The sequence below is a fragment of the Planococcus sp. VCh962 genome (genome assembly GCF_057748275.1).
On record NZ_JBYLHS010000004.1, the window covers coordinates 123,896 to 148,164 of the forward strand.

General features: G+C 44.0%; 17 protein-coding genes. All 17 read left to right on the top strand.

The window, feature by feature from the left end:
• Positions 1 to 485: 485 nt before the first annotated feature.
• Positions 486 to 2,255 (top strand): M28 family peptidase, encoded by a 1,770-nt coding sequence (locus AC3AQ9_RS13225; protein ID WP_488307965.1) that lies wholly within the window; start codon positions 486 to 488, stop codon positions 2,253 to 2,255.
• Between the two features lie 25 nt (positions 2,256 to 2,280).
• Positions 2,281 to 3,366, top strand: coding sequence for a mandelate racemase/muconate lactonizing enzyme family protein (locus AC3AQ9_RS13230; RefSeq protein ID WP_488307966.1), 1,086 nt, complete (start codon positions 2,281 to 2,283; stop codon positions 3,364 to 3,366).
• Between the two features lie 4 nt (positions 3,367 to 3,370).
• The gene (locus AC3AQ9_RS13235) at positions 3,371 to 4,582 is read left to right on the top strand and encodes an MFS transporter (RefSeq protein WP_488307967.1); all 1,212 of its coding nucleotides are present in this window, start codon (positions 3,371 to 3,373) and stop codon (positions 4,580 to 4,582) included.
• Between the two features lie 51 nt (positions 4,583 to 4,633).
• Positions 4,634 to 5,317: a hypothetical protein gene (locus AC3AQ9_RS13240; protein WP_488307968.1), complete on the top strand. Its 684-nt coding sequence runs from the start codon at positions 4,634 to 4,636 to the stop codon at positions 5,315 to 5,317.
• Between the two features lie 108 nt (positions 5,318 to 5,425).
• Complete coding sequence (locus AC3AQ9_RS13245) at positions 5,426 to 6,853, top strand: sodium:solute symporter family transporter (RefSeq protein ID WP_488307969.1); 1,428 nt, start codon at positions 5,426 to 5,428, stop codon at positions 6,851 to 6,853.
• Positions 6,854 to 6,883: 30 nt separating this feature from the next.
• Positions 6,884 to 8,134, top strand: coding sequence for a M20 family metallopeptidase (locus AC3AQ9_RS13250; protein ID WP_488307970.1), 1,251 nt, complete (start codon positions 6,884 to 6,886; stop codon positions 8,132 to 8,134).
• Positions 8,135 to 8,179: 45 nt separating this feature from the next.
• Positions 8,180 to 9,286, top strand: coding sequence for a zinc-binding dehydrogenase (locus AC3AQ9_RS13255; RefSeq protein ID WP_488307971.1), 1,107 nt, complete (start codon positions 8,180 to 8,182; stop codon positions 9,284 to 9,286).
• A gap of 287 nt (positions 9,287 to 9,573) precedes the next feature.
• Entirely contained in the window at positions 9,574 to 11,619 is a 2,046-nt protein-coding gene (locus tag AC3AQ9_RS13260) for a sigma-54 interaction domain-containing protein (RefSeq protein WP_488307972.1), read from the top strand.
• Between the two features lie 238 nt (positions 11,620 to 11,857).
• Complete coding sequence (locus AC3AQ9_RS13265; RefSeq protein ID WP_488307973.1) at positions 11,858 to 13,597, top strand: M28 family peptidase; 1,740 nt, start codon at positions 11,858 to 11,860, stop codon at positions 13,595 to 13,597.
• 28 nt (positions 13,598 to 13,625) lie between these two features.
• Positions 13,626 to 14,441, top strand: coding sequence for an SDR family NAD(P)-dependent oxidoreductase (locus tag AC3AQ9_RS13270; RefSeq protein ID WP_488307974.1), 816 nt, complete (start codon positions 13,626 to 13,628; stop codon positions 14,439 to 14,441).
• On the top strand, positions 14,428 to 15,606 hold the full coding sequence (locus AC3AQ9_RS13275; RefSeq protein WP_488307975.1) for a M20 family metallopeptidase: 1,179 nt from the start codon (positions 14,428 to 14,430) through the stop codon (positions 15,604 to 15,606). Before AC3AQ9_RS13270 ends, AC3AQ9_RS13275 begins: the two co-directional genes overlap by 14 nt.
• Before the next feature lie 36 nt (positions 15,607 to 15,642).
• Entirely contained in the window at positions 15,643 to 16,677 is a 1,035-nt protein-coding gene (locus AC3AQ9_RS13280) for a ketopantoate reductase family protein (RefSeq protein ID WP_488307976.1), read from the top strand.
• Between the two features lie 406 nt (positions 16,678 to 17,083).
• Entirely contained in the window at positions 17,084 to 18,859 is a 1,776-nt protein-coding gene (locus AC3AQ9_RS13285; RefSeq protein WP_488307977.1) for a M28 family peptidase, read from the top strand.
• Positions 18,860 to 18,894: 35 nt separating this feature from the next.
• Positions 18,895 to 20,271: an amidase gene (locus AC3AQ9_RS13290; RefSeq protein WP_488307978.1), complete on the top strand. Its 1,377-nt coding sequence runs from the start codon at positions 18,895 to 18,897 to the stop codon at positions 20,269 to 20,271.
• Positions 20,272 to 20,334: 63 nt separating this feature from the next.
• Positions 20,335 to 21,138: an aspartate/glutamate racemase family protein gene (locus tag AC3AQ9_RS13295; RefSeq protein WP_488307979.1), complete on the top strand. Its 804-nt coding sequence runs from the start codon at positions 20,335 to 20,337 to the stop codon at positions 21,136 to 21,138.
• 224 nt (positions 21,139 to 21,362) lie between these two features.
• Positions 21,363 to 22,832, top strand: a complete 1,470-nt coding sequence (locus AC3AQ9_RS13300) for a sodium:solute symporter family protein (protein WP_488307980.1) — start codon at positions 21,363 to 21,365, stop codon at positions 22,830 to 22,832.
• 23 nt (positions 22,833 to 22,855) lie between these two features.
• The gene (locus AC3AQ9_RS13305) at positions 22,856 to 24,217 is read left to right on the top strand and encodes an amidase (protein ID WP_488307981.1); all 1,362 of its coding nucleotides are present in this window, start codon (positions 22,856 to 22,858) and stop codon (positions 24,215 to 24,217) included.
• Positions 24,218 to 24,269: the final 52 nt, after the last annotated feature.

Below are 24,269 nucleotides of genomic sequence, written 5' to 3' on the forward strand. Positions count from 1 at the left end.
GGCTTTTTTATGGCGTGGAATTCAATTTCCCCGCTGGTTGGCAAGCAGAATGAAAAGAGTTCAAGAAAGTAAGAAAGAATTACTTGCTGTATTAAAGAATAGAACGAAATATACGAGCTTCACTTTCTTCAATTAACGTTGAGGAAAGTGAAGCTTTTTTATTTCTCAGTAAGGTGCAGTTTCTGAAATAGCAGGAACCTGCTTTGTTGCCTAAGAAACCCTAAGTTAAGAAAGAAATGGATGAATCGACTCATTCTTATTGTTGGAATGAGAGATAAGGCTTGAAGGTGAGAGCGTCCAAATGGCTACAGGAAGATTATAGCAGCTAAATTTAGTGAGAAATTCGAAAAACATCAAAATCGGCGGGACTTTGGCATAGGAATTGCAATATGTAGGATAAGGAGCCGCAAGAAAGGAGGAGAGACCTGCATTAAAGATGAGAAAAGCAATATTGAAAACAGAAGCTCAATAAAGGAGGAGTTATTTTGCAAACCACAGAAAAACTTACGGCATTTGAAAACGAGCTGCTAACCAATGTTTCGAAAGATGGCTTGATGGAGTTTACAAAGGAAATTGCGAAAGAAGTCCGGCTTTCGGGATCTGAAGAAGAACTGCGAGCATTTGAATATGCAAAAAGCCAGTTGGAAAGCTTCGGGCTGCAGACGGAATTGCTGTTCAGCGATGCTTACATCTCAATTCCGTTGACTGCTTCACTTCATATTAACGGTCATGAATTTGACTGCATCACCCATGCCATGTCGAAATCCGTTAAGGACCTGGTAGCTGAAATTGTGGATTTGGGAAATGGCGCAGATGAAGCTTATCAGGCAAATAACGTAAAAGGGAAAGTTGTTTTGATCGATGGATTAGCTACTCCTGCAGGCGTTCAAAAAGCAGCTACTTATGGTGTAGCAGCTGTACTTTTCGTAAATGCCAGATATACGCATGAAATGATTGTGTCTCCCGTTTGGGGCACGCCGGTTCCAAAAACCGTTCCTTATCTGCCCAATACTCCAGTGGTTTCCGTGAATTATGAGAATGGGCAGTCTATCCGAAAAGAGATTCAAGATAAAAGAAGTGAATGCAGAATTTCAACAGAAGTAGATACCGGTTTCCGCTCGATTCCCACGCTGACAGCAGAAATCAAAGGAAGTGAAGAGCCGGAGAAATTTGTCATGTTCAGCGGCCATATTGATTCCTGGCATTACGGAGTTATGGACAATGGAACTGCCAATGCCGTGATGCTGGAAGTAGCCAGAATCCTTTCCCAACATCCGGAAAAGTTGAAACGCACACTCCGGCTGGCATTTTGGTCCGGGCATTCTCACGGGCGTTATGCGGGTTCAGCCTGGTATTGCGATACCCATTGGGAAGAATTGCATGAAAACTGCGTTCTTCATGTCAATGTAGATTCCGTAGGTGCAAAAGATGCGGTCGTTTTAACGGAGGCCAATTGCATGAGGGAAACACAAGGTTTTGCAAAAGAAGTGATTGGAACATTGACCGGAGAAGAATATGAAGGATCCCGATTTGGCCGGGCAGGCGATCAATCATTTTGGGGAACCGGCACACCTTCCATCTTTATGGGGTTGTCTGAACAAGTGCCTTCTGATGAACCGGCTGCTGCTGCTTTTAAAAACTTATTCGGTGGAGGAAAAGCAGGCGGCTTTGGCTGGTGGTGGCATACGACTGAAGACACGATTGATAAAATCGATCCAGATTATTTAAAGCGGGATTGTGAAATTTATTTGGTACTGGTTTATCGGGCTTTGACCAATCCGTTGATTCCCGTCAATATACTGGAAGGTGTAAAAGAGATTGAAGAAGGGTTAAGAGAATGGCATCAAAAAGCACAGGGAAGCTTCGATTTGTCTGTTGCTCTCGAACGGGCGCAGCAATTGAAGGAGACTGCCGGAAAATTCCAGCAAGCGATAGCTGAATTGGAAAGCGAAGACCGGGAGCGCATTTCATTGGCAAATGAAACCATAATGGAGCTTTCCAGAATCCTGCTGCCATTAAATTACGTAAGAGGAAACGTTTTCGATCACGACTTTGCGCTTAAACAGCCAATTATTCCGAAACTTGCGGAGCTGGACGGGCTGCTTCAAGCAGAAAAGGATTCCAATGAGTTTCAGTTCCTGTATACGTCTTTGCTTCGGAGCAGAAATGAAGTGAATTTTGCTTTGAAGAAAGCAATTCAGACAGTGGAACAAGCGCTCCAGAAATTAAGCCAGGAACATCCGGAAGAATCTTAGTATTTATGCAGAAAGCAGTGATGAAATGCTGATTGAGAAAGTTGAAGTAAAGCTGATCTCAACCCCTTTCAACGTGAAGTTCCGGACAAGCTATGGGGATATGCCGGCCAGCCAGTCCCATATCATAGTCAGAATTACTGATGAGGACGGGGTGACAGGTTTGGGCGAAGCGTCCCCGCTTCCTTTTTTCACCGGCGAAAGCGCTCAGATAATGAAACTGGCTGTTGAAAAAGAGCTTGGGCCAGCCATCATTGGAGAAAATGTGTTTTCGCTTGAAAAAATCCATCAAAAAATGAGTGCAGTGTTATACCCTGCCACTGGAGCAAAATCCGCTATTGATATGGCGCTCTGGGATTTGAAAGGCAAAAAACTGAATGCACCTGTATATCGATTATTAGGAGGCGAAAAGAAATCCGTTTCTGTCGCCTATGCTTTAGGAGAGGACCTTCCTGAACAAATGGAAAGTGTAGCCCGGCAAAAAGCCAAGGAAGGATTTCAAACGATCAAAGTGAAAGTGGGTCTGGACCCTGTAAAGGACATTAAAGCGATTAAAGAAATCCGCCAATCTGTAGGAGACGATGTGCGGATACGGGTAGACGCAAATCAAGGCTATACCGTAAAAGATTCCTTAATTGTACTGGAAGAAATTCAAGGCCTTGGCATTGAATATATGGAGCAGCCCGTTCCTTATTGGAACGTCGAAGGCCTGGCTGAAGTGCGCAAATACTCAAACATTCCGATTATGGCTGATGAAAGTGTGCATTCCATCCATCACGCAATGGAGTTAAGTAAAAAAAGGGCTGTCGATCTTTTTGGCATCAAGCTGATCAAATGTGCAGGCATTACAAATGCTTTGAAAATAGCTCATATAGCAGAAGCAGCAGGAATCGATTGCGTGTTGATCAGCCCTTGGGATACACAGCTCGGCACGCATGCCGGAGGACACCTTTCCATGATCTTTTCAAACAAATATGCCCAAGAGCTTGTCGGGCCTCATTATCTTGCGGATGACCCGTTTGCTTCTGGTGCTAAGGAAATCAATTATGTACCGGATGAACTTCCCGGGTTCGGCATAGCAGATAGTTTCACACAATTGATGGAAGAGCATTGAATAGATGAAGGCATATCAATGGGTGGTTGTTGTCTTTGTCAGCATGGTGCATTTTTCGGCTTTCACGCAAAGGATGGATATTGTTCCATTCCTGGTTGACTTAAGAGCTGTCTATGATGTTGGATATGCGGAAGTGGGAGGCCTCGCTTCAGCCTTTTTACTCGGATACGCTCTTTTTCAAATCCCGGCGGGCATGCTAGCGGACCGCTACTCCCCAAAACTGCTTATCTTTATCGGTGTGTCTGTTATGTTTGCGGCGTCTTTGCTATTTGCGGTTTTCGAGGTGTTTTGGTTGGCGCTTGCTCTTAGGTTCATTATGGGCTTGTCTTCGGCAATGCTATTTTCTCCGGGAATAAAACTGGTGTCCACTTTTACTCCAAGCGACAAAAGAGGCGTTAGTATCGGAATCATTGAAGGTGGAGCGGGGCTCGGGATGTTAATGACCTTGACGGTGCTGCCGATTCTGTCTTTGTATGTTGATTTCCGGATTTTGTTTATCTGTTTGTCTTTTCTGCTGCTATTGCTTTTGATCCTGTTCCTGTTTTTGCCTGCTTACACCAAGAAGGAAGCAGACGAGGAAAAGCAAGGACAGGCGTTGCACTCGAATCGCCTGAGCCTTATCGAATTAATTAAAAAACCAATTGTTTTGAGATTGGTTGGAATTTCATTTTTTGGCCTTTTTGGCCTTCATGGATTTATAACATGGCTGCCAACTTACTTGGAAAAACTTGGCGGGTTTTCCAAGAACCAAGTAGGAGGAATCATGGCTGTTACAATGATCAGCCAAATCATTATGGGGCCGGTGTCGGGGAAAGTATCCGATAGGATGGGGGAACGAAAAACGACATTGATTGCCGGTTCGATCATGATGGCTGTGAGTTCAGTTTGGTTGCTGGTATTCAAAGATTCAGGAATTTACTTTGCGGCTGTTTTGATAGGGGCAGGGATTTCCTGGGCAATGGCTCCGATGCTGACGATTGCGTCCGAACTGATAAAGGAAAGCGAAGGAGCAGTAATCAGCATTATCAATACGGTCGGCCAAAGTGCTTCCGCAATTTCTGGTTATGTGTACGGTTTGATTTTTGAATGGACCGGCCATTTTCAATGGATTTGGTTTTCGTGTTTATTGATGTTCACCGTGCGGATTGTTCTTTCATTAGGAAGGCTTGAGGAAAAAGGCAGTGGAACTTCCAGGGAAGAGACGGAAAATGCCTAAGCCTTCCAGTAAACGGATTTCAACAATCACATCAGTAAGGGGAGGAACGGAATGAAGAAAATATTAGCATTGACCTTGCTGTTTTTAAGCGCTTTTTCTATATCTGCATTCGCAGCTGAAGCACCGCCCATATTGGAGAGCGGCACTCTTGATATTACTGTCGGTTCAGATGGAAGTGAAGTGCGGGAGCAGCTTACTCTTACAAATCTGGCGGGTTTTCCGGATGGTACTGTAGAGCATGTATTTACGAATTTAGGGCCGATCTCTGATTTAAGCATCACAGCAAACGGGGAAGAGTTGGATTTTCAAGTGGTTGAAGACGAAATTGTAAACAAAGTGGTTTTAACCCTTCCAGAAGGAGCCGCTGACGGATTTAGTTACAATATTTCTTATTCCTTTGCCGGTTCAGGAGACCGAATTCCGATAGTCATACCTGCTGCAAGTACAGACGGCAATGGGAACGATGTTTTACTGCGGGTAACGATTCCGGAAGGCCAATATTTGCAGAACTCCTTTCCGATCATTGATGTGGGAGAAACAGGAACTTTAGAAGAGTACATGATGAATGTTCCGAATTTCGTCAATTTGGAAATCAGCTCTTCTCCTCCAGGATTTATAAATCCTGTTAATTTATTTACGATATTTGGCTTAGTGATTATTTTAGGCTTTATTGGAGCTATGGCATATAGCCTGTTTAAACCGGCTAAAAAGACAGGGGGGTCAGTCAATGCTTGATTTTGGGCTACCATTTGCATTCTTTTTAGTATATGCAGTGCTTTTTATAGGCGGATACTTCATTTGGGCAATTCGGAGCGAAGAATAATAGGGAAATGAGGGGTGGCAATGTTTGAAGTCAGTACAACATTTTATGTCGTTTTGGTCATTTATTTCGCTGTAATTCTCGGAATCGGGTATATCTCTTTCCGGAAAAATAAAAATACTGAAGATTTTTTGGTAGCCGGCCGATCAATCGGTCCCATTGTTGGCGGAGCTGCATTTGCAGCAACCCAGATGAGTGCGGGTACATTCGTGGGAACTTTAGGGATCCATTATCTAACCGGTTCCAGCTATATATGGATTTGGCTTGGCATGTGGACCGGATGGCTGATTGCAGCTACAGTCGTCGGCCCTAAATTTCAGGCGTTTAATGGGAAGACGGTACCGGATTATGTGGGGAAACGATACAACAGCAAAATTGCTCGCGGAATTTCGGCTCTGTTAATTGTTACAGCATACACCATTTATTTGACTGCACAATATCAAGCTGGAGGGAATGTTTTCCAAACAGTATTTGGGCTTCCGTTCTTCTGGGGTGTTTTCATCACGATTGGTGTGACATTAATTTATACGATGTTCGGTGGTATGAGAGCGACAGCTTATAGTGATTTTGTTCAAGCGATCGTCATGGCAGGCTGCTTTTTTGCTGCCATTCCTATTTTGCTTATCCAAGCAGGAGGGACTCAATTTGTAGGTGACTTTTTAGGTACATTCAGCCCTGATATGCTGTCATGGCATTACGGCTTTGTCGATTTGCTTGGGTTTGGAGCGGCTTTCGGTTTATCAATCTGTGTGGCTCCGTATGAGCTGGCAAGAATGTACACATTGCGCAGCCCTAAAACGGTAAGGCTGGCAGTTGGCGTTTCAATGGTGTTCCAAGCAATTATTGCGGTGTCCGTAACAATTGCGGGAATGACTATTCGGGCAATGTACCCGTATATGAGCACTCCAGATATAGCTTCTACAATAATGGCAATCAATATTTTACCGCCAATTGTCGGTTCGTTAATCATTTTAGCCATTATCTCAGCTATCATGAGTACGGTATCGGGAATTATGATCGTATCGGCTTCTGCAATTTCCCATGATTTTTATGCGACTATGCTTAAGCCGCACGCACCTGAAAAAGAATTAATGCGGGTAAACAGAATAGCCGTATTGGTCCTGGGGATCATTCCTGTATTTTTAGCTTTAAGGCAGATCGATCTGGTTCAATTCATTGTTATTTTGCAAGCATCGCTTTCGGCCAGCTTCTTTTTTGCCACAGTGCTCTTTGGATTGAACTGGAAGCGCGGAACAGCGGCCGGCGCAATTGTTTCCATGCTGGGTGGTTTTACTACCGCTTTATCGTGGTATATCGCAGGCAGTCCATTTGGGGTGAACGAAGTTATTCCAGGAGTAATTGTCAGCAGCATTTTATACGTATCGGTCAGTTTGTTTACAAAACCGGTGCCGCAAGAATCGCTGCGGCCATTCTTTAAAGATATCGCTTAATTTTATCAATAATCTAAAGTGAGGGATTTTATGGAAAACGGTGTAGTCAAAACTGTTGAAAACTTGAGGTCCGATATAGTTGAGTTTTTGCAGCAAATGGTTCAAATTCCTTCTGAGAATCCGGAAGGCAATTATCTGGAAATCAGCCAATTCCTGAACGAGAAGTTAACACAATGGGGATTTAAAGTAGAGGTCATCGATGTGCCGGAGGAAGAAGTAAAAAACTCAGGTTTAAAAACGCCGAGGAAAAACGTCATTGCGACGATTGAAGGAGAACAGGAAGGTCCCCATATTTTATTTAACGCACATTTGGATACTGTGCCAGCTGGAGATCCGTCTCATTGGACCTATCCTCCGTTTTCCGGCGCTATTGCAGATGGCAAATTATATGGCAGAGGAGCCACAGATTCCAAAGGGCGATTGGCAGCCTACACGATGGCAGCCCTTGCCTTAAAAAAATCAAACATCCCATTTGGCGGCAAAGTGTCTATCGTTGCAACATGTGATGAAGAAACAGGAGGCGCTTTGGGAGCGGGGTATGTAACGAATCATAAATTGATTGAAGGCGATATGGTCGTTGTTGAAGGATACAGCAATCAAATTGTCCGGGCCATGGCGGGAGTGCTGCAACTGAAAATCCGGACAGAAGGCGTTCCGGCACATGCAGCATTTAAATGGAAAGGACAAAATGCGATAGAGAAAATGGGGAAAATCATTCAAGAGTTGGAAAAACTCCAGCAAGCCCTTGAGAAAGAACCTTCTTCTATCACCGGTATGAAATATACGACAGTGAATATTGGCGTCATTGAAGGCGGAACAAAAATAAATGTGGTACCTGGAACATGTCAAATAGAAGTGGATTTCCGGGTCATTCCGGAACATTCTTTAGATGAAATCTACAATAAAGTGCTGGCGATCATTGAAAAACTTCAGCATGAAGATCCGGAACTGAAAGTGAAAGTTGACCGGATTTCAAGCTTTGAAACAAACCCGACCGTAACGAGTGAAGAATCTCCTTTGATCGGCCAGATTCAGGAAGCCAATAAAGAAGTGAATGGAAAAAGTTTGCCGGTCGTAGGGATGCTGGGCCAATCAGATTCCCGGTGGTTTATCCAAAATGGAATTCCGGCGATCAATTTTGGCCCTGGAACAAACGATAACAATTTGCATGGCTACGATGAATTTATGGATATCGATGACCTAGTCCAAACGACAAAAGTGCTGGCTGTATTAATCAAAAATTATGTTGGCAGAAAATCAGTTGCAGAAGAAAGGCGCTGACTTCGATTCCTTGGTCTGAATTTGAAACTTACAGGAGGAGGAAGAATGACTTCTAATCAGTATGAGAATTTCAACAAGGAAAGTGAAGTCCCTGCGACAATGCGAGCGGTTGTCATACGGGAACATGGCGGACCTGAAAAGCTTTCTATTGAAAACGTCCCAACGCCAATGCCGGACCAAGGAGAAGTTTTGCTGAAAGTAGAAGCGACTGCCTTGAATCATTTGGATGTTTTTGTAAGAGAAGGGCTAAAGGGGCCAGGGGTCCATCCTATCCATCTGCCCCATGTTTCAGGAGTGGATATCGTTGGGCGTATTGTTAAATATGGTATAGAGAAACCGAAGCATAGAGAATTGCCTGAAATAGGCGAAAGAGTGGTGATCAATCCTGCAATTGGCTGCAATGAATGCCGATGGTGCCGGATGGGAGAACCAAGCATGTGCCCGAATTACACCATATTGGGAGAGCATAGCTGGGGCGGCCTGGCGGAATATGTAGTAGCGCCTGCCCGGAATATCGTGAAAGTCCCTGATCATATCTCATCGGAACTCGCGGCAGCAGTTCCGGTTGCCTACACGACTGCCTGGCGAGGCGTTATGACAGTAGCCGGAGTAAAACCTTCCGATCGCGTATTGGTGGTAGGAGCGTCCGGCGGGCTGGGATCGGCACAAGTTGAAATAGCGAAAGCTGCTGGCGCTACTGTCATCGGAATTGCCAGTACAGAAGAAAAACGCAGGAAAGTGATCGAAAAAGGTGCGGATCAAGTGTTTGACTCTACCGGTGATTGGCATGAGGATGTCATGAAGTGGACAGAAGGCAGAGGGGTCAGCGTCGCCTTTGACTCGGTTGGTGCTCCTACAATGAGGCGGAGCCTCAACACATTGGAGATGAATGGCAAACTGGTTCTTTCAGGTGCCACTGGAGGCGACAATCCGGACCTCAGTATTCGTGAAATCTATCAATGGCATCGAAGAATATTGGGAGCGCCTTTAGGAAACTGGGAAGATTTTTTACAAGTGACGGAATTGGTTTGGAAAGAGAAGTTAAAGCCGAGCATCTATTCGGTTTATCCATTGGATGAAATTGCAGAAGCCCAGATTGCTTTGGAAAAAAGGCAGCACTTCGGAAAAATTGTCATCAAAGTAAGCCTGTAGCACAGCTGGGCTGGACCCTCTGCTCCGGTTCCACCAGCATGAAGGGAATGGCCGATGCCTTGCTGTGCTGTTCACAATCCGAATGCTTGAATGAAATGAATCGGCTGATTAACATGCGTGGCCTTAAAAAGGTTCTATTAAGAGCCTTTTAATGGCTGCGTTTTTTTATTGGGAACGAAAAATAGACTTTTAACCATAGTAACCGAGGGAGAACAGCGTTACATTGACTATGGACAACTGATAGTTTAAAATATTCAGTGAATTACGGGCGGAAGGAGGAGAGAGCTTTGAAACGGCCGAAACTATTATTAGTCACTAAATCTGAACGCACGTATGAAGTTTTTCATCAGCAATTGACCGAGTATTTTAAAGAAGATGATTTGCAGATTGTTTCCATGAACGATGACAACTGCCGCGACAGTGACCTCATACTGCTGTCGTCAGGAAAATTAATGGACAATCAAAAATTTCCTGCGAAAAAAACAATTGTTGCAAGACGGGGACTGGATATTTCAAAGCTTGAAGAATTGATTAAATTGCCTTCTGATTCCGAATGTATTGTCGTTAATAATTTGCTGGAAAACACAGATGAAATAATAGAATTATTAAAGAGCCTAGGGTTCAAATTCAATATGCGCCCTTATTATCCAGGCTCAAACCAAAAAATAGATGGAATAGATACGGCTATTGTACCCTCGGTTATTGAACTTGTTCCCCCTTTTATAAAAAATATCATTGATATCGGCATTCGTCCCCTGGATTTTTCTACTATTATAGAAGTTTCAATCAGATTAGGTCTGGATAGCGAAAAAGTGAACTCGCTATCAAATCGCTATATAAAAGAAATTATCTCGTTAAGCCAGAAACTATCTTCTTCCTTGGATATCGTGAAGAACTTGAATCATCAATTAGAAGCAATATTTAATACAGTACACGATGGCCTAATAGCAACAGACGACCATGATAATATCCTTAAAATAAATAAATCCGCAAAAGACATTCTCGGTTATTCGAATCCCGAACCGATTCTCGGAAAAAATGCTCCATTATTATTTCCAAGGCTGTTTGCCAAAAGCAAAAACAGTATGGAGCCTAAAGAAACCGAAATAGTAAATGTCAATGAGAAAAAGTTGGTGGTAAATAAAAGCGAAATCATCGTCAATAATAGAAAAATCGGAGAACTGACGGCATTCCAAGACGTCACCAGAATCCAGTATTTAGAGAAAAGCATTCGGAAGGATATGCAGAAAATCGGATTTTCTTCGAGATATACAAGCAAAGACATTTTAGGAAGCAGCAAAAAAATCAAAGATATAATGAACGTGGTAAAAAAAATAGCGAAAACGGATCATACCGTTATGATTCTTGGAGAAAATGGAACAGGCAAAGAATTATTTGCGCATTCCATCCACGATTTATCAGCGCGCAGTGATGGTCCGCTGATCCCGGTGAATTTTGCGGGCTTGCCTCAATCATTAGCCGAAAGTGAACTTTTTGGTTACGAAGACGGGACATTTACGGGGGCCAAAAAAGGCGGAAAGCAAGGTTTATTTGAAATTGCCAATAACGGGACCATCTTTTTGGATGAAATCGGAGATGCTCCTTTACACATACAAACTCTGTTGTTGCGGGTATTGCAGGAGAAACAAGTGATGCGCATAGGCGGAAGGAATTTAATACCGGTTAATGTAAGAGTAATTGCAGCCACAAACAAGGATCTCAAACAATTGGTGAAAGAAGGGAAGTTCCGGGAAGACCTTTATTATCGGCTTTTTGTTCTGCCGATTCGCGTGCCTCCTTTGAGAGAACGGAAAGAAGACATTCTCGATTTGCTCCATTATTTTATTGAAAGCAATTCAACAGCCACTCCGGAAATATACCCGGAAGTGATAAAAGAATTACTGGATTACGATTGGCCGGGCAACGTGCGGGAATTGGTAGGAGTCGTGCAATACATGACAGCGGTTATGGAAGGCAATTGCATAACACTAAGCGACCTGCCTGAGCAATTTAGAGAAAAGATGGATAAGCAAGAGCAGGAAGAAAACGACCTCGTGGCCGCACTGCAAAAAGAAGGGGATTTAAAAGAGTTCTACGTGATTTTATCGAGTTTGAGCCAAGCGAAACAGCAGATGAAGAACATCGGCAGAGGAAAAGTCGTCGAGAGCGTGATGACAGAAGGCTATAACCTTACGGAACAAAAAGTGAGAAAACGAATGGCTATACTGCGTGACCATGGTTTGATCTACTGTGGAGTTAAGGGAAAGGGCAGTAAAATCTCAGAGACCGGCGAAGCATTATTAAAAATGCTGGAACCTACTTTAAAAGGATGAAAGCTTCTAATACTGAAATCATAAAAGACCTGTGCAATCATTTTGCACAGGTCTTTTTTTGCCTTGACCGGCCATTTAGCAGACAAGCTTAAATCCGATGCAACCTAAGAAAACCTAACAAGCCCAATTTTATGGATTAGTCATGCCTTAACAGCTTTAAAAGCTTTGGTTTTCTTTAAAAAGCTTTGGCATAGATTTTGCATTATAAAAAGTAAATGAGGAGAGGAGGTTGAACAAGATGCCCGCCTTATTGAAAGAACAAGAAAAGCTTTTTTTAGAAGAAATTAATTTGAATGTGCCTGGAGCTGTTTTAAACAAATTTCTCACGCTCATCAGAGAATCAGGCAGTGTAGACGAAAAACTTGCCATGGATTTTTTAGCCAGCTACTTAGAAGAATGGGAGGTTACATATAAAATACATGAACCCGAACTATATGTAAGCATCCCGAAAAGAGCGTACTTAAAAATCACGAGTCCATTTGCAAAAGAACTTAACGCTAAGACACCTTCTTTTTCTGCAATTACCGGACAACAATCCCTTTCAGGTGAAGTGGTATATGTGCCCGAGGATGGCGTAAAAGACATGAAGGAAGAACAAAAAATTTCAAAGAAGATTGTCCTGGCAGAAGGTTATCCGATACCTGGGAAAGTTCAGCAATTCACCGTTTTGGGGGCAAGGGCTATTGTTTTCATTAATCCAGGTGAAACAATTCATGAGGGCATTTGTACGCCGATTTGGGGAGCCCCTGATTTAGACAATAAAGATGCCCAGCCTTCTATTGCCGTACTTATTATTAACAAATCCGATGGAGAGGAATTAAAAGAATGGATTGCGAAAGGCAAAATAACGGCGGAGTGCCAGACGCATCTTGAGCAAGGCTGGATGGCGTGTCCGATCATCGACGTTTTTATCGAAGGGACAGAAGAGCCGGATAAATACGTATTGCTCCATGGGCACTTGGATTCCTGGCATGAAGGAATAGGCGACAATGCGACTGGCAATGCAGCGCTGTTGGAAATGATCCGGATTTTTCAAAAAAACAAAGAAAGGCTAAAGCGGAGCATTCGGGTGGCCATTTGGACGGGGCACTCAACTGGCAGCTATGGGGGCTCGACATGGTTTGCAGATCAATTTGCGCTTGATATTGAACAGAATTGCATCGCACAAATCAATTGCGAATCCCCCGGATGCAGGTGGGCGACATCCTATGAGTGCATGACATGGACCAGTGAAGCGGAAGATTTTTGCAAAGAAGTCATCAAAGATGCGGTTGGCCAAAAAAGCAAAGGCTCGAGGCCGCTTCGCACTGGAGATTATTCATTCAATAATATTGGCGTCACTTCATATTTTATGCTTTCATCGAATATCCCGAAAGAACTCGTGCAAAACAAAAGCTATTATTCAGTTGGCGGATGTGGCGGCAACATCGAATGGCATACAGAGCAGGATTTGATGCATGTGGCGGATTTAAACATCTTAGCTAAAGACATCAAAATTTATATGGTCGGGATATTGAGAGCGGTTAACACGCAGATTCATCCATTTAATTTTGCAGCTACCGCGAAAGAATTTAAAGATACACTGCAGCTTTATCAAGAAATGGCCGGGAGCCATTTCGATTTTAGCCTTTCGCTGCAAGAAGCCGGCAAGCTGGAGGAAGATCTGCTGCTGTTTTATCAAGGTCTGGAGCGGTTAAAAGACAAGCCGATAACTGCTCCTGAAGTTCAAAAAGCCAACATCAAATTAAGAAAGTTAGCAAGAACACTCATTCCGATTAATTTTTCCAGACTGGGCAAATACCGCCATGACTCCGCTTTAGAAATACCGCCATTGCCCGATTTAGCTCCTGCAGAGAAATTCGGCCAACTGGAAGAAGGTTCACATGAGCATACCGTATTGAAAACCCATTTGAAGCGGGGAGAGAATCGCTTGATATCAGCAATTTGGGAGGCAAGAGAACTCGTAAACCAGCCATAGAAAAAAATCCAGTGCAGGAGGTGAAAAGATGGATAAAAGAGTCGTAGTGGTGACGGGGGCAGCTGCTGGCATTGGAAAAGGAATCGCTGAAAAGTTTGCTTCTAGCGGAGATCACCTCTTATTGGTGGACATCAACGAAAAAGCGCTTGAGCAAACGCGGAAAGAATTGTCACAGGCGTATCCGGAGGTGACAGTGCAAACAATTTCGGGGGATTTAACATCGCCGGAATTTATAGAACAAATTATAGAGCAATGCAAAGAAATGGTTGGAACTGTAACCGTATTGGTGAATTGTGCGGGGATTTTTCCGAGTACACCTTTTTTGCAAATTTCCCGAAAAGAATGGAACGGCGTCATGGATTTGAATTTGTCCGCCACCTTTTTTTTAACGCAAGCGATTGCCAGACTGATGATAGAAAGAAAGCCGGAGAATGCCAATATTATTAACATAACTTCTGCTGCCAGTGAAGTGGCGCGCCCCGGAGTAGCACATTATTGTTCTTCAAAAGCTGCTTTAAAAATGCTGACACAAGTATTGGCATTGGAACTTGCCCCTTACCAAATAAGGGTCAATGCAGTAGGGCCTGGCCTTGTAGAAACTGAAACTTTGCTCAATACCTTGACCACTGAAAAAGCCATCGAAGAGCACAAAGAAAAAGTATCGTTTGCACCGCTGAACCGAACTGCACAACTTTCAGAAATTGCAGCTGCCGTCTATTTTATTTCAAGCAAGGAAGCTTCCTATATAACCGGGCAAAACCTGCTGGTGGATGGAGGCTATTCTGCAGGAAGAATTTTCAAAAGCTTTGCAGCAAAAGGAGATGAAATTAATGAAAAAAGTTGAAAATGACGTTTTACAAACTGTTGCGGAACATATTGAAAAAAATCACGAGCAGATGCTTCACTACCTGCGGACCATCGTTGAACATGAATCATTTTCTGCTGATAAAGAAAAGCTGGATCAATTGGCCCTATGGCTTTCTGAGACTTTTAAAGAATTGATTGGCGGCACAACAGAAATCATTGAAGTAGAAAAGTACGGCAATCATGTGAGATGTGAATGGGGACAAGGAGAAGAGCAGGTGCTGATTCTTTCTCATTTCGATACAGTCTGGCCAATCGGGACATTAAACGACATGCCATTTCGCGTTGAGGGAAACCGAGTCAGCGGACCAGGTGTATTTGATATGAAAGGCGGGCTGATCCAGGGCTTGTTTGCATTAAAAGCGCTTAAGGACTCAGGAATCATTCTCGATAAAAAAGTGGTGGTCCTCTTTGATTCGGATGAAGAAATCGGCAATCCAAGTTCCCGCCCTTATATAGAAGAAGAAGCAAAAAAAAGCGATTGCGTCTTTGTGCTTGAACCCGGCATGACGCTTGAAGGAGCATTAAAGACTTCCCGGAAAGGCGTAGGGATTTACCGGTTGGAAGTGACGGGAATTCCATCCCATGCCGGAGTGGACCCGGATAAAGGAGTCAGTGCAATCGATGAATTAGCGAGACAAATTCTAAAACTGCATGGAGAAACCGATTTTTCAACAGGCACAACGATAAGTGTCGGCAAAATTTCAGGAGGAACAGCCACCAATGTCATAGCAGAAAAAGCGGAAGCGGAAATTGATGTCAGAGGGAAAACAGCGGAAGAATTGGAAAGAGTCCACAATATGCTTATCAATTTAGAACCATTAAAAGAAAAGGCCAAGCTGAAAATGACAGGCGGAATCAACCGGATGCCTTTGGAACGAACAGAAAAAGTGCAGGAAATGTTTGAAACAGCCAAGCGCATTGCGAAAGAACAGCTGGACTTTGATTTGATTGAAAAAGAAACAGGAGGCGGAAGCGACGGCAATCTCACCGCACCGTTTGCGGCAACTCTTGACGGCCTTGGAGCGGTAGGTGATGGGGCACACGCCAATCATGAACATTTGCTTCTTGACCGGATGAACGAACGCTGTGCTCTGCTTGCTGGCCTGTTGATCAATTACGCGGGAGTAAGGGAAAGGGCCTGAAAATCTGAAATTGCAAAAGCAGAAAGGAGGCAAGCGATGTCCATCATAATCGTTGGTGTAGGAGCAATTGGCGGTGTCATCGGCGCCTATTTGATTCGCTCTGGAGAAGAAGTTGTATTGATAGACCGGGACCAAGCACATGTCGATGCGATGAATAAAGAAGGCCTGACCATTCAATTGAAAGATGATTCATTTACGGTGCAAGCAAAAGCTTATACCGTTGAAGAGTTTTTGGCGGCAGAGTTGCAGGCGGAAACAATATTTTTAGCAGTCAAAGCACAGCACACAAAAGAAGCTATAGAACCTTTCAAACCATTGATGAAGCCCGATTCTTATGTAGTGAGTTTTCAAAACGGGTTATGTGAATACGATATAGCTGAAGTGGTAGGGGCGGATCGGACTGTCGGCTGTTTCATCAATCTATTCGCAGATTATCTGGAACCGGGGAAAATTGAATACGGTGGTGTAGGAAGTTTATATATTGGCGAAATGGATGGAACGGTAAGTGAACGGGTGCTGGATTTACGGGAGCGACTGCAAAGCTGGGGGGAAGCGAAAGCGACGGACAATATTTTCGGCTATTTATGGAGCAAGCTTGCTTATGGGGCCATGCTCACTGCTACAGCCACTACGAATGAAGAAATAGCTGATTTTTTTGCGGATCCCAAACTGCACCCCATCTTGAATGCCGTTGGAACTGAAGTGCTAAGGGTTGCGGAGAAGCAAGGGATAACGGCAGAGCCTTTTGATAACTGGGATCCGACCTTGCTGTATCCCCATAAAAAAGAACCGGAATTGCAAACCAGTTATTTTCAATTAGCTGAACGGCTGCGGAGTTATACGAAAACAAGGTCAGGGATTTGGCGGGATATGGCGGTTCGCAAGCGAAAAACAGAAGTGCCGCAGCACTTGAATTCGGTAATCCGGATCGGGGAAGAACACGGACTCGCTATGCCGCTTACACGTAAACTTCTTTCGCTTATCCAGGAAATCGAAAACGGAGAAAGAGAGATGGGAATGGGCAATATAAGGGAATTAGAAGCGGTGATGCAAGAAAGCGGGATTTCTTAGACGGTAAAATGGAACCTCTATTTATATAGAGTGAACCGGTCGTCTTTTATTGCTCGTATTCCGCAAAACAGCTCCAAAGTGAACAACCAATAAAGAACTATCTTAATGATTTTCACTTTTCTAGAAAGCTTCTCCAGCGTAGGCGCGTCCAGGGGCGAGACGGAGTGATGAGACGAGCGCTCTTCTCGGCTCATTACGGGAGTCCTGCCCAAAGCGGCCGAAGCGATGTGTAAAAGTTAATTTTTTCAACCTATATAGGGTGTTTATGAAACCTATTAACCCCCAAAAAACACCCTAAAGCAGTAGGAAGTTATTTTTTGCTTGCTGTTTCCTTGAGATTTTTTTGGCACGGTATTTGCAATATTAATTGGTGTACAACCTTAAATTAGGAAGGGGAAATTATGAAATGGCTAATCTGGCGAATACTGAACAGGAGAAGGATTTATTGGAAGAAATCAGTTTGGAGGTTCCAAACGCAATTTTAGAAAGATTCAGTACGTTGATCCGTGAATCTGGCAGTGAAGATGAAAAGATTGCCGCCGATTTCTTGACGGATTTCTTAAAAAAATGGGAAATTCCACATCAAGTCCATAATCCGGAATTGTATTTAAGTGTTCCAAAAAAATCGTATTTAAAAGTGACTGCTCCTACTGAAAAAGAATACCGGGTCAAATCGCCTTCTTTTTCTGTCATTACTGGGGATGAAGCAGTCAGTGGTGAGCTTGTTTATATTTCTACAGGTTATGCAAAAGGGATCAATGATATTTTTGGAACAAAAGTACAAGGAGACCTGGGGGATTTAAAAGGAAAGATCGTTTTGACCGAAGGGTATCCAATGCCAGGGAAAGTACAGGAATTTGCCGACATGGGAGCTACGGCCATCATGTTCATCAGCCCAGGAAACAATATTCATGAAGGGATCTGCACCACGATTTGGGGGGCTCCTGATCTCGATAATGTGAACAACGAGCCGAAGATACCTGTGCTTGCGATCAATAAGCCGGACGGCAATGAACTGATCGAGTTGAGCAAAAACGAAAAGGTGTCGTTAGAGTTTAAGACGTTTTTAGAAAAAGGGTGGTTCAACTGCCCGGTCATCGACATTTTCATCGAGGGAACAGAAGAACCGGAAAAATATGTTCTTTTGCATGGCCATTTGGATTCCTGGCATGAAGGAATTGGGGATAATGCTACAGGAAATGCGGCATTGATTGAAATGGCCCGCATCCTATATAAAAACCGGAATAAATTAAAAAGAAGTGTGCGCATTGCTGTCTGGACAGGGCATTCAACCGGGCGTTATGCAGGATCGACATGGTTTGTGGATCAATTTGGCCTGGATTTAGAAAAGAACTGCATAGCATCGGTGAACTGTGACTCTCCAGGATGCCGCTGGGCAACTTCTTATGAATATATGATGTGGATGAGCGAAGTTGATGAATTCTGCAAAGAAGTAGTGAAAGATGCGGTCGGCCAGCCTTCAGCGGGCAAGAGACCTTTGCGCGCCGGTGATTATTCATTCAATAATATCGGCATCACTTCATTTTTCATGTTGTCTTCCAGTATTCCGGAGGATGTCCTGAAAGAAAAAGGTTATTATCCGGTCGGAGGCTGTGGCGGCAATATTGAGTGGCATACGGAAGAGGATTTAATGCATGTGGCTGATTTGGATATTTTGGTGAAAGACATCAAAGTTTACCTGACAGGCGTAATGCGCGCAGCAAATGCAACCATTCATCCTTTCGACTTTACAAGCACTGCAGATGAGTTCAAAGAAACAATCCAAACTTATCAAGATGCAGCGGGAGCTCATTTTGATTTTACGCCAGCTTTGAACGAAGTGGCTTCGCTGCGGGAAGATTTGGCGGCTTTTTATCAAAAAGTATCCAAGCTGCAGGAATCGGAAATTTCGAGTCCAGAAGTGAAACAGGCGAATAAAGTTATTGAAAAATTAGCGAGAATTTTAATTCCGATCAATTTTACAAAAAGAGGCAAGTTCTGGCATGATTCTGCATTGAATGTGCCTGCTCTTCCGGATATTGCGCCTGCGCTTAACTTTGGCCAAACAGAAGAAGGCACGCACCAATACAAAGTATTGAAGACCCATTTAGCGCGAGGACAAAACCGGGTGATTTGGGCGCTTCAGGAGGCAAGGGAAGTTCTTGCTTATTCACAGCTATAAAGCGGCCAGGGCTCAAGAAAAAGAGGTGAAAGAGAATGGCGGGGACAAGCGAAGAAGAACTGGTGTTTAAATCGATTTCAGAAATCGGGGACTTATACCGCAGCAAACAAGTTTCACCTGTTGAAGTGACGAATGCCGTATTGAAGCGGCTTGATGAACTCAATCCTAAACTAAATGCGTTCATTACAGTGATGGCAGAAGAAGCCCTTCAAAAAGCGCGTGAAGCGGAAGCGGTTTTTGTGAAAGGTGAAACTGCAGGGAAACTATATGGAATTCCGATTTCGATTAAAGATATCTTTCAGACAAAAGGGATTAAGACTACGGCCGGTTCCCGCATTCTTAAAGACCATATTCCAGGCGAGGATTCCGCGCTCTATGAAACCTTGACCAGCGCCGGAGCAATTGTTTTCGGCAAAAATCACATGCTGGAATTTGCATACGGTTTTGTCCATCCCGATTATGGACAATGCAACAACCCATGGGATTTTAACCGAACGGCTGGAGGATCGAGTACCGGGTCGGCATCGGCAGTCGCAGCGGGAATCGGTTTTGCATCAATCGGTACGGATACAGGCGGTTCAATCCGCCTGCCATCGTCTTTTTGCGGCATTGTCGGATTAAAACCGACCTATGAAACAGTGTCAAGAAACGGCTTATTCCATCTTTCGCATTCACTGGACCATATCGGCCCTTTGACAAGAACAGTCAAAGACAATGCGATTGTGTTAGAAAGCATTGCTTCGAAAAAAGTGAATTATGACGCTGTGTTCAACGGATCTCTAAAAGGAATGAAAATCGGCGTGATTCGTTCTTTAACGGATTCACGCGCTCATCCGGAAGTCTCAAATCTCGTAAATGCCGCATTTCAGCAGCTGGGTGAGTTAGGCGCTGAAATGGCGGATGTTGAAATACCCGGCATTGATTCAGTAATGGAGATTGCCTTTCCATTCTTGTTAGCTGAGGCATCATATTACCATAAGGACTGGTATCCGGATCGGGCATCCGACTATGCGGAAGGAACAGCTGGAAACTTAAAAGAAGGATTTAATGTGCCGGCGGTAAGTTACTTAGAAGCTTTGGCACGAAAACGGGTATTTGCAGAAAGCGTGAATGCCGTATTTGATGATTTTGATGTTCTGGTTTGCCCAACGTCTCCTAGTCCAGCGACGGAGCGTGACCCTACTTTTGAAGATACGACGTACGATTATACCCAGCGGACATTGCCTTTTAATGTTTCAGGCCATCCGGCAATCACGGTATCAGCAGGAGAAACACCTTCACAGAACTTGCCCGCAGGCATTCAATTTGTCGGCCGCTATTTTGATGAAGCGACCATTTACCGTGCAGCCGATGCCTTTCAGACAATGAACGGGGGCTATAAAATCCCGCGTCCTCTGGCAGTCGAAAAATAGAGTCCGTGATATTAAAATTTGGCATGGATTTTGCATGTATAAAAGAGTAAAGGAGGTGTTTTCTTGAAAATTGTTTATGTCATACCAGGACCGCTTAGCCGGACGGAAAAAGGGCGTTTAGAAATGGCGAGAAGGCTCGACGTATTAAGGTCATATGCTGCTCCTGGCACAACTGTTGATATCGTCGACATTGAAGAAGGCCCTGCATCTATAGAATCGCTGTATGAAGAATACCTAAGCATTCCGAATACAGTCAGCTTGATGTATGAAATGGAAAAGCAGGGTTACGACGCGGCTATTTTAGGGTGCTACGGGGACCCAGGACTGGATGCCATCAGAGAAGTAACTGAAAAAATGGTGGTGGTTGGGCCGGGGGAAGCTGGTGTAATGGCAGCAGCCATGAGCGGCTATAAATTTTCGATCATTACCGTTACCAATAGCATGGTCTATCCGCTTTATCATTTGGTCGAGAAAGCTGGAGTCGGCAAAAAGCTCGCTTCTGTCCGAGCGATTGAAGTACCGGTATTAGCACTTGCAGAAGAAAAAGAAAGCACAGTCAAAAAGCTGGTGGCGGAAGGCAGAAAAGCGATGGAGGAAGACGGGGCAGATACGTTGATCTTAGGGTGCATGTCGATGGGGTTTTTGAATGTAGCGGAAGAAATGTCGAAAGAATTGGGTGTGCCTGTTATCAACCCGGGACGGATCTCCCTTAAAATGGCTGAAGCTCTAGCTGGCGCTGAAGTGAAACATTCCAAACGGGCTTATCAAACGCCTCCGAAAATTTCTTCAGGAACTGTCAGCTCAGCCGAAGATTTGATGGTCAAAAAAGAAAACTTGCTGGAGCGAAGGACTCCAGGGATGTTTTGAAATAAACCCAGAAAAACCGGAAATCCAGATGCCAAACGGAAGCAGACGCTAAATGCCGGGCTTTACCGATGAAATAATAGAAAATTTAAATCAGGGGTGGAATTTATGCAGGAAATAATGGGGTTGGCAATTTCTAACTGGGCGATTTGGGTGACAATGGCTGTTTTTATTACCGCTTATTTTGCATTTACTGAATTCCTCAATAAAAAGGAGGAGAAGAAGTAATGGTTATCGCTATCCTTTTAATTTATATGGTTTCTGTTATAGCGATTGGCTGGTATATGAAGTCCCGTGTCCATAATGAAACCGATTATTTAGCAGCTGGAGGAAAGCTCGGCGTTTGGGTCGGAGGAGCAACTTTGGCGGCAACTCAAATGAGTGCAGGCACCGCCATTGGTTCAGTGGGTTTTCATTATCAAGTAGGGTATAACTACTCCTGGATTTGGATATCCATTTGGGCTTCTTGGGTAATCATGGCCTTATTTATCGCCCCTAAGATGAAATCCTTTTTTAATACGCATCGCGCATTGACCATTCCAGATCTGCTTGGAACGCGTTTTGAAAGCAATGCGATTCGAATTATCTCGGTAATCATCTTAATCATTTGTTTTGGGATGACAATTGTAGCGGAACTGGTCGGCGGTTCCTATCTTTTAAACGTCGTGTTTGGAATGCCGACAACTATCGGAGTTCTGATTCTTGCAGGGGTTTTCATTCTTTATACCGTATTAGGCGGCCTGTTTGCGATTGCTTATACGGATTTTCTTCAAATGATGGTATTTGCTGTCGGCTTTTTGGTTGCGGTTCCTTTTGCGATATCGGCAGCCGGCGGATTCGGCGTGATGAATGAGCGGCTGGCAGCCATTGATCCGAACATTGTAGCAAACGGCATGCCTCCAGGAACGTTAACAGCCGTTTGTATTTCTTTCTTCATCATGATGATCGGTTATCCCATTATCGCGATCCGTTTTTATTCGATCAAAGACAATAAAACAATTAGACGTGCGGTCGGGGTTTCTTTTATCTTCCAAGCAATCATTGCCGTTTCCGTCAGCCTTCTTGGTGTCAGTGCACGAATCCTTTATCCTGATTTAGCGACACCTGACTTGGCTAGTTCAACAATTGCAATGGATTTACTGCCTGCCGTACTTGGCGGTCTCCTGCTGGCAGCAATTCTTGCGGCCATCCAATCTACGGTCAGTGCAATCTTGCTTATGCTAGGAAGCGGAATTTCCCATGACATCATGAAAGTGGTTATGAAAAGAAAAATGACGGAAAGGCAGCAATTGAAAGTGACAAGAATCGTAGTGCTGATCATGGGCTTATTGCCGATTCCATTCGCTTTAAATCCGGTTCCTTTAATCCAGCAAATCTGGATCAACGCCGCTGCCATGATCGGTTCTTCCTTCGCCGTCTCTATCCTGTTCGGCCTCTATTGGAAGAGAGCTACCACTGCAGGAGCGATTACATCAATGATAGGCGGGATAGGAAGTGCGGTTATCTGGCTATGGTTAGGAAATCCTTTCGGAATTGAAGCGGTATACATCAGTGTGCCAATCAGTTTGCTGGGCATGGTGATTGTCAGCTTGTTGACTAAGCCGGTGTCGAAAAAAGCGTTGGAGCCTTTCTTCAAAGATATTGGAAGTCCATCAAGAAGCGAGACTGTCATGAACTATTCGAAAAAGCCATTATGAAAAGTTGAAGAGGAGGGGTTTTCTTGCCTATCAACAATGTAAAAGATTTATTATTTGAATCAATTGAAGAAATCGGCTCGCTTTATCGAAAAAAAGAAGTTTCTCCAGTTGAAGTGACGGAAGCGACTTTGGAACGGCTGCATGCATTAGAACCTAAGTTGAATGCTTTCATCACGGTATTAGCCGATCAAGCGCTAGAGCAAGCAAAAGCGGCAGAGGCTATTTTTGTAAACGGCGGAGCAGCGGGAAGACTGACGGGAATTCCAGTATCGGTCAAAGACATCTTTATGACAAAAGGAATTCGTACTACTGTTGGTTCCCGTATTCTGAAAGACTATGTTCCGGATGAAGATGCTTTTGTTTATAAAGCTTTGCAGGAAGCGGGAGCTGTGATCATCGGCAAGAACAATATGCTGGAATTTGCATATGGCTCTGTTCATCCAGATTACGGACAATGCAATAATCCGTGGGACGTCAAGCGTACAGCGGGTGGTTCAAGTACCGGATCTGCTGCTTCCGTAGGAGCTGGAATCGGCTTTGCCTCTATTGGAACAGATACAGGCGGATCGATCCGCGTCCCTGCTTCTTTTTGCGGGATTGTCGGATTAAAACCGACTTATGGAACAGTGTCCTCACAAGGGTTATTCCCTTTATCCCAGTCATTGGACCATATCGGGCCATTAACCAGGACGGTGCGCGATAATGCAGCTGTTTTGGAAACCATTTCTTCTGGGGCATTCGATTTCAATACCGCGTTTTCTGGCAGCATCAAAGGTCTCAAAGTGGGCGTTATCCAGGCATTGATGGACACAGTCACCAATCCGGAAGTCCTGTCTTTACTAGCCAAAGCAATTGAACGTCTAAGAGAATTAGGCGCTGACATTCAAGAAGCGGACATTCCGGGGATCGAGAAAATCGAAAGCGCAGCATTAGTAATCGTTTTAGCAGAAGCATCAGCCGTGCATAAAGAATGGTACGACACGAGAGAAGCTGACTACAATCCGGCCACTTACGCCAATTTAAAAGCCGGTTTTGGCATATCAGCAGTAACTTATTTAGAAACACTGGAGAAACAAAAGCAATTTAAGGGAATGGTCGATGAAGCTTTAAAAGGGGTGGATGTCCTCATTTGTCCGACCATGGCCTATCCAGCGACGGAGAAAGATCCGTCTTTCGAAAATGGCGATATCGATGTGTCACGGCGTACAATTCCATTTAATTTTTCAGGGCATCCAGCTTTATCAGTACCTGCAGGAAATACATCATCAGAAAACCTGCCAGTGGGCCTCCAGATTATTGGGCGTTACCATGACGAGGCCAGTGTCTATAAAGTAGCCGATGCCTTTCAGCAAGCGACTGGCGGTTACAAATTACCGCCCATCTGAATTTTTAAAGCTGCGCAAAGCCTTGAGCTTATGCGTAGCTTTTTTTGATGTT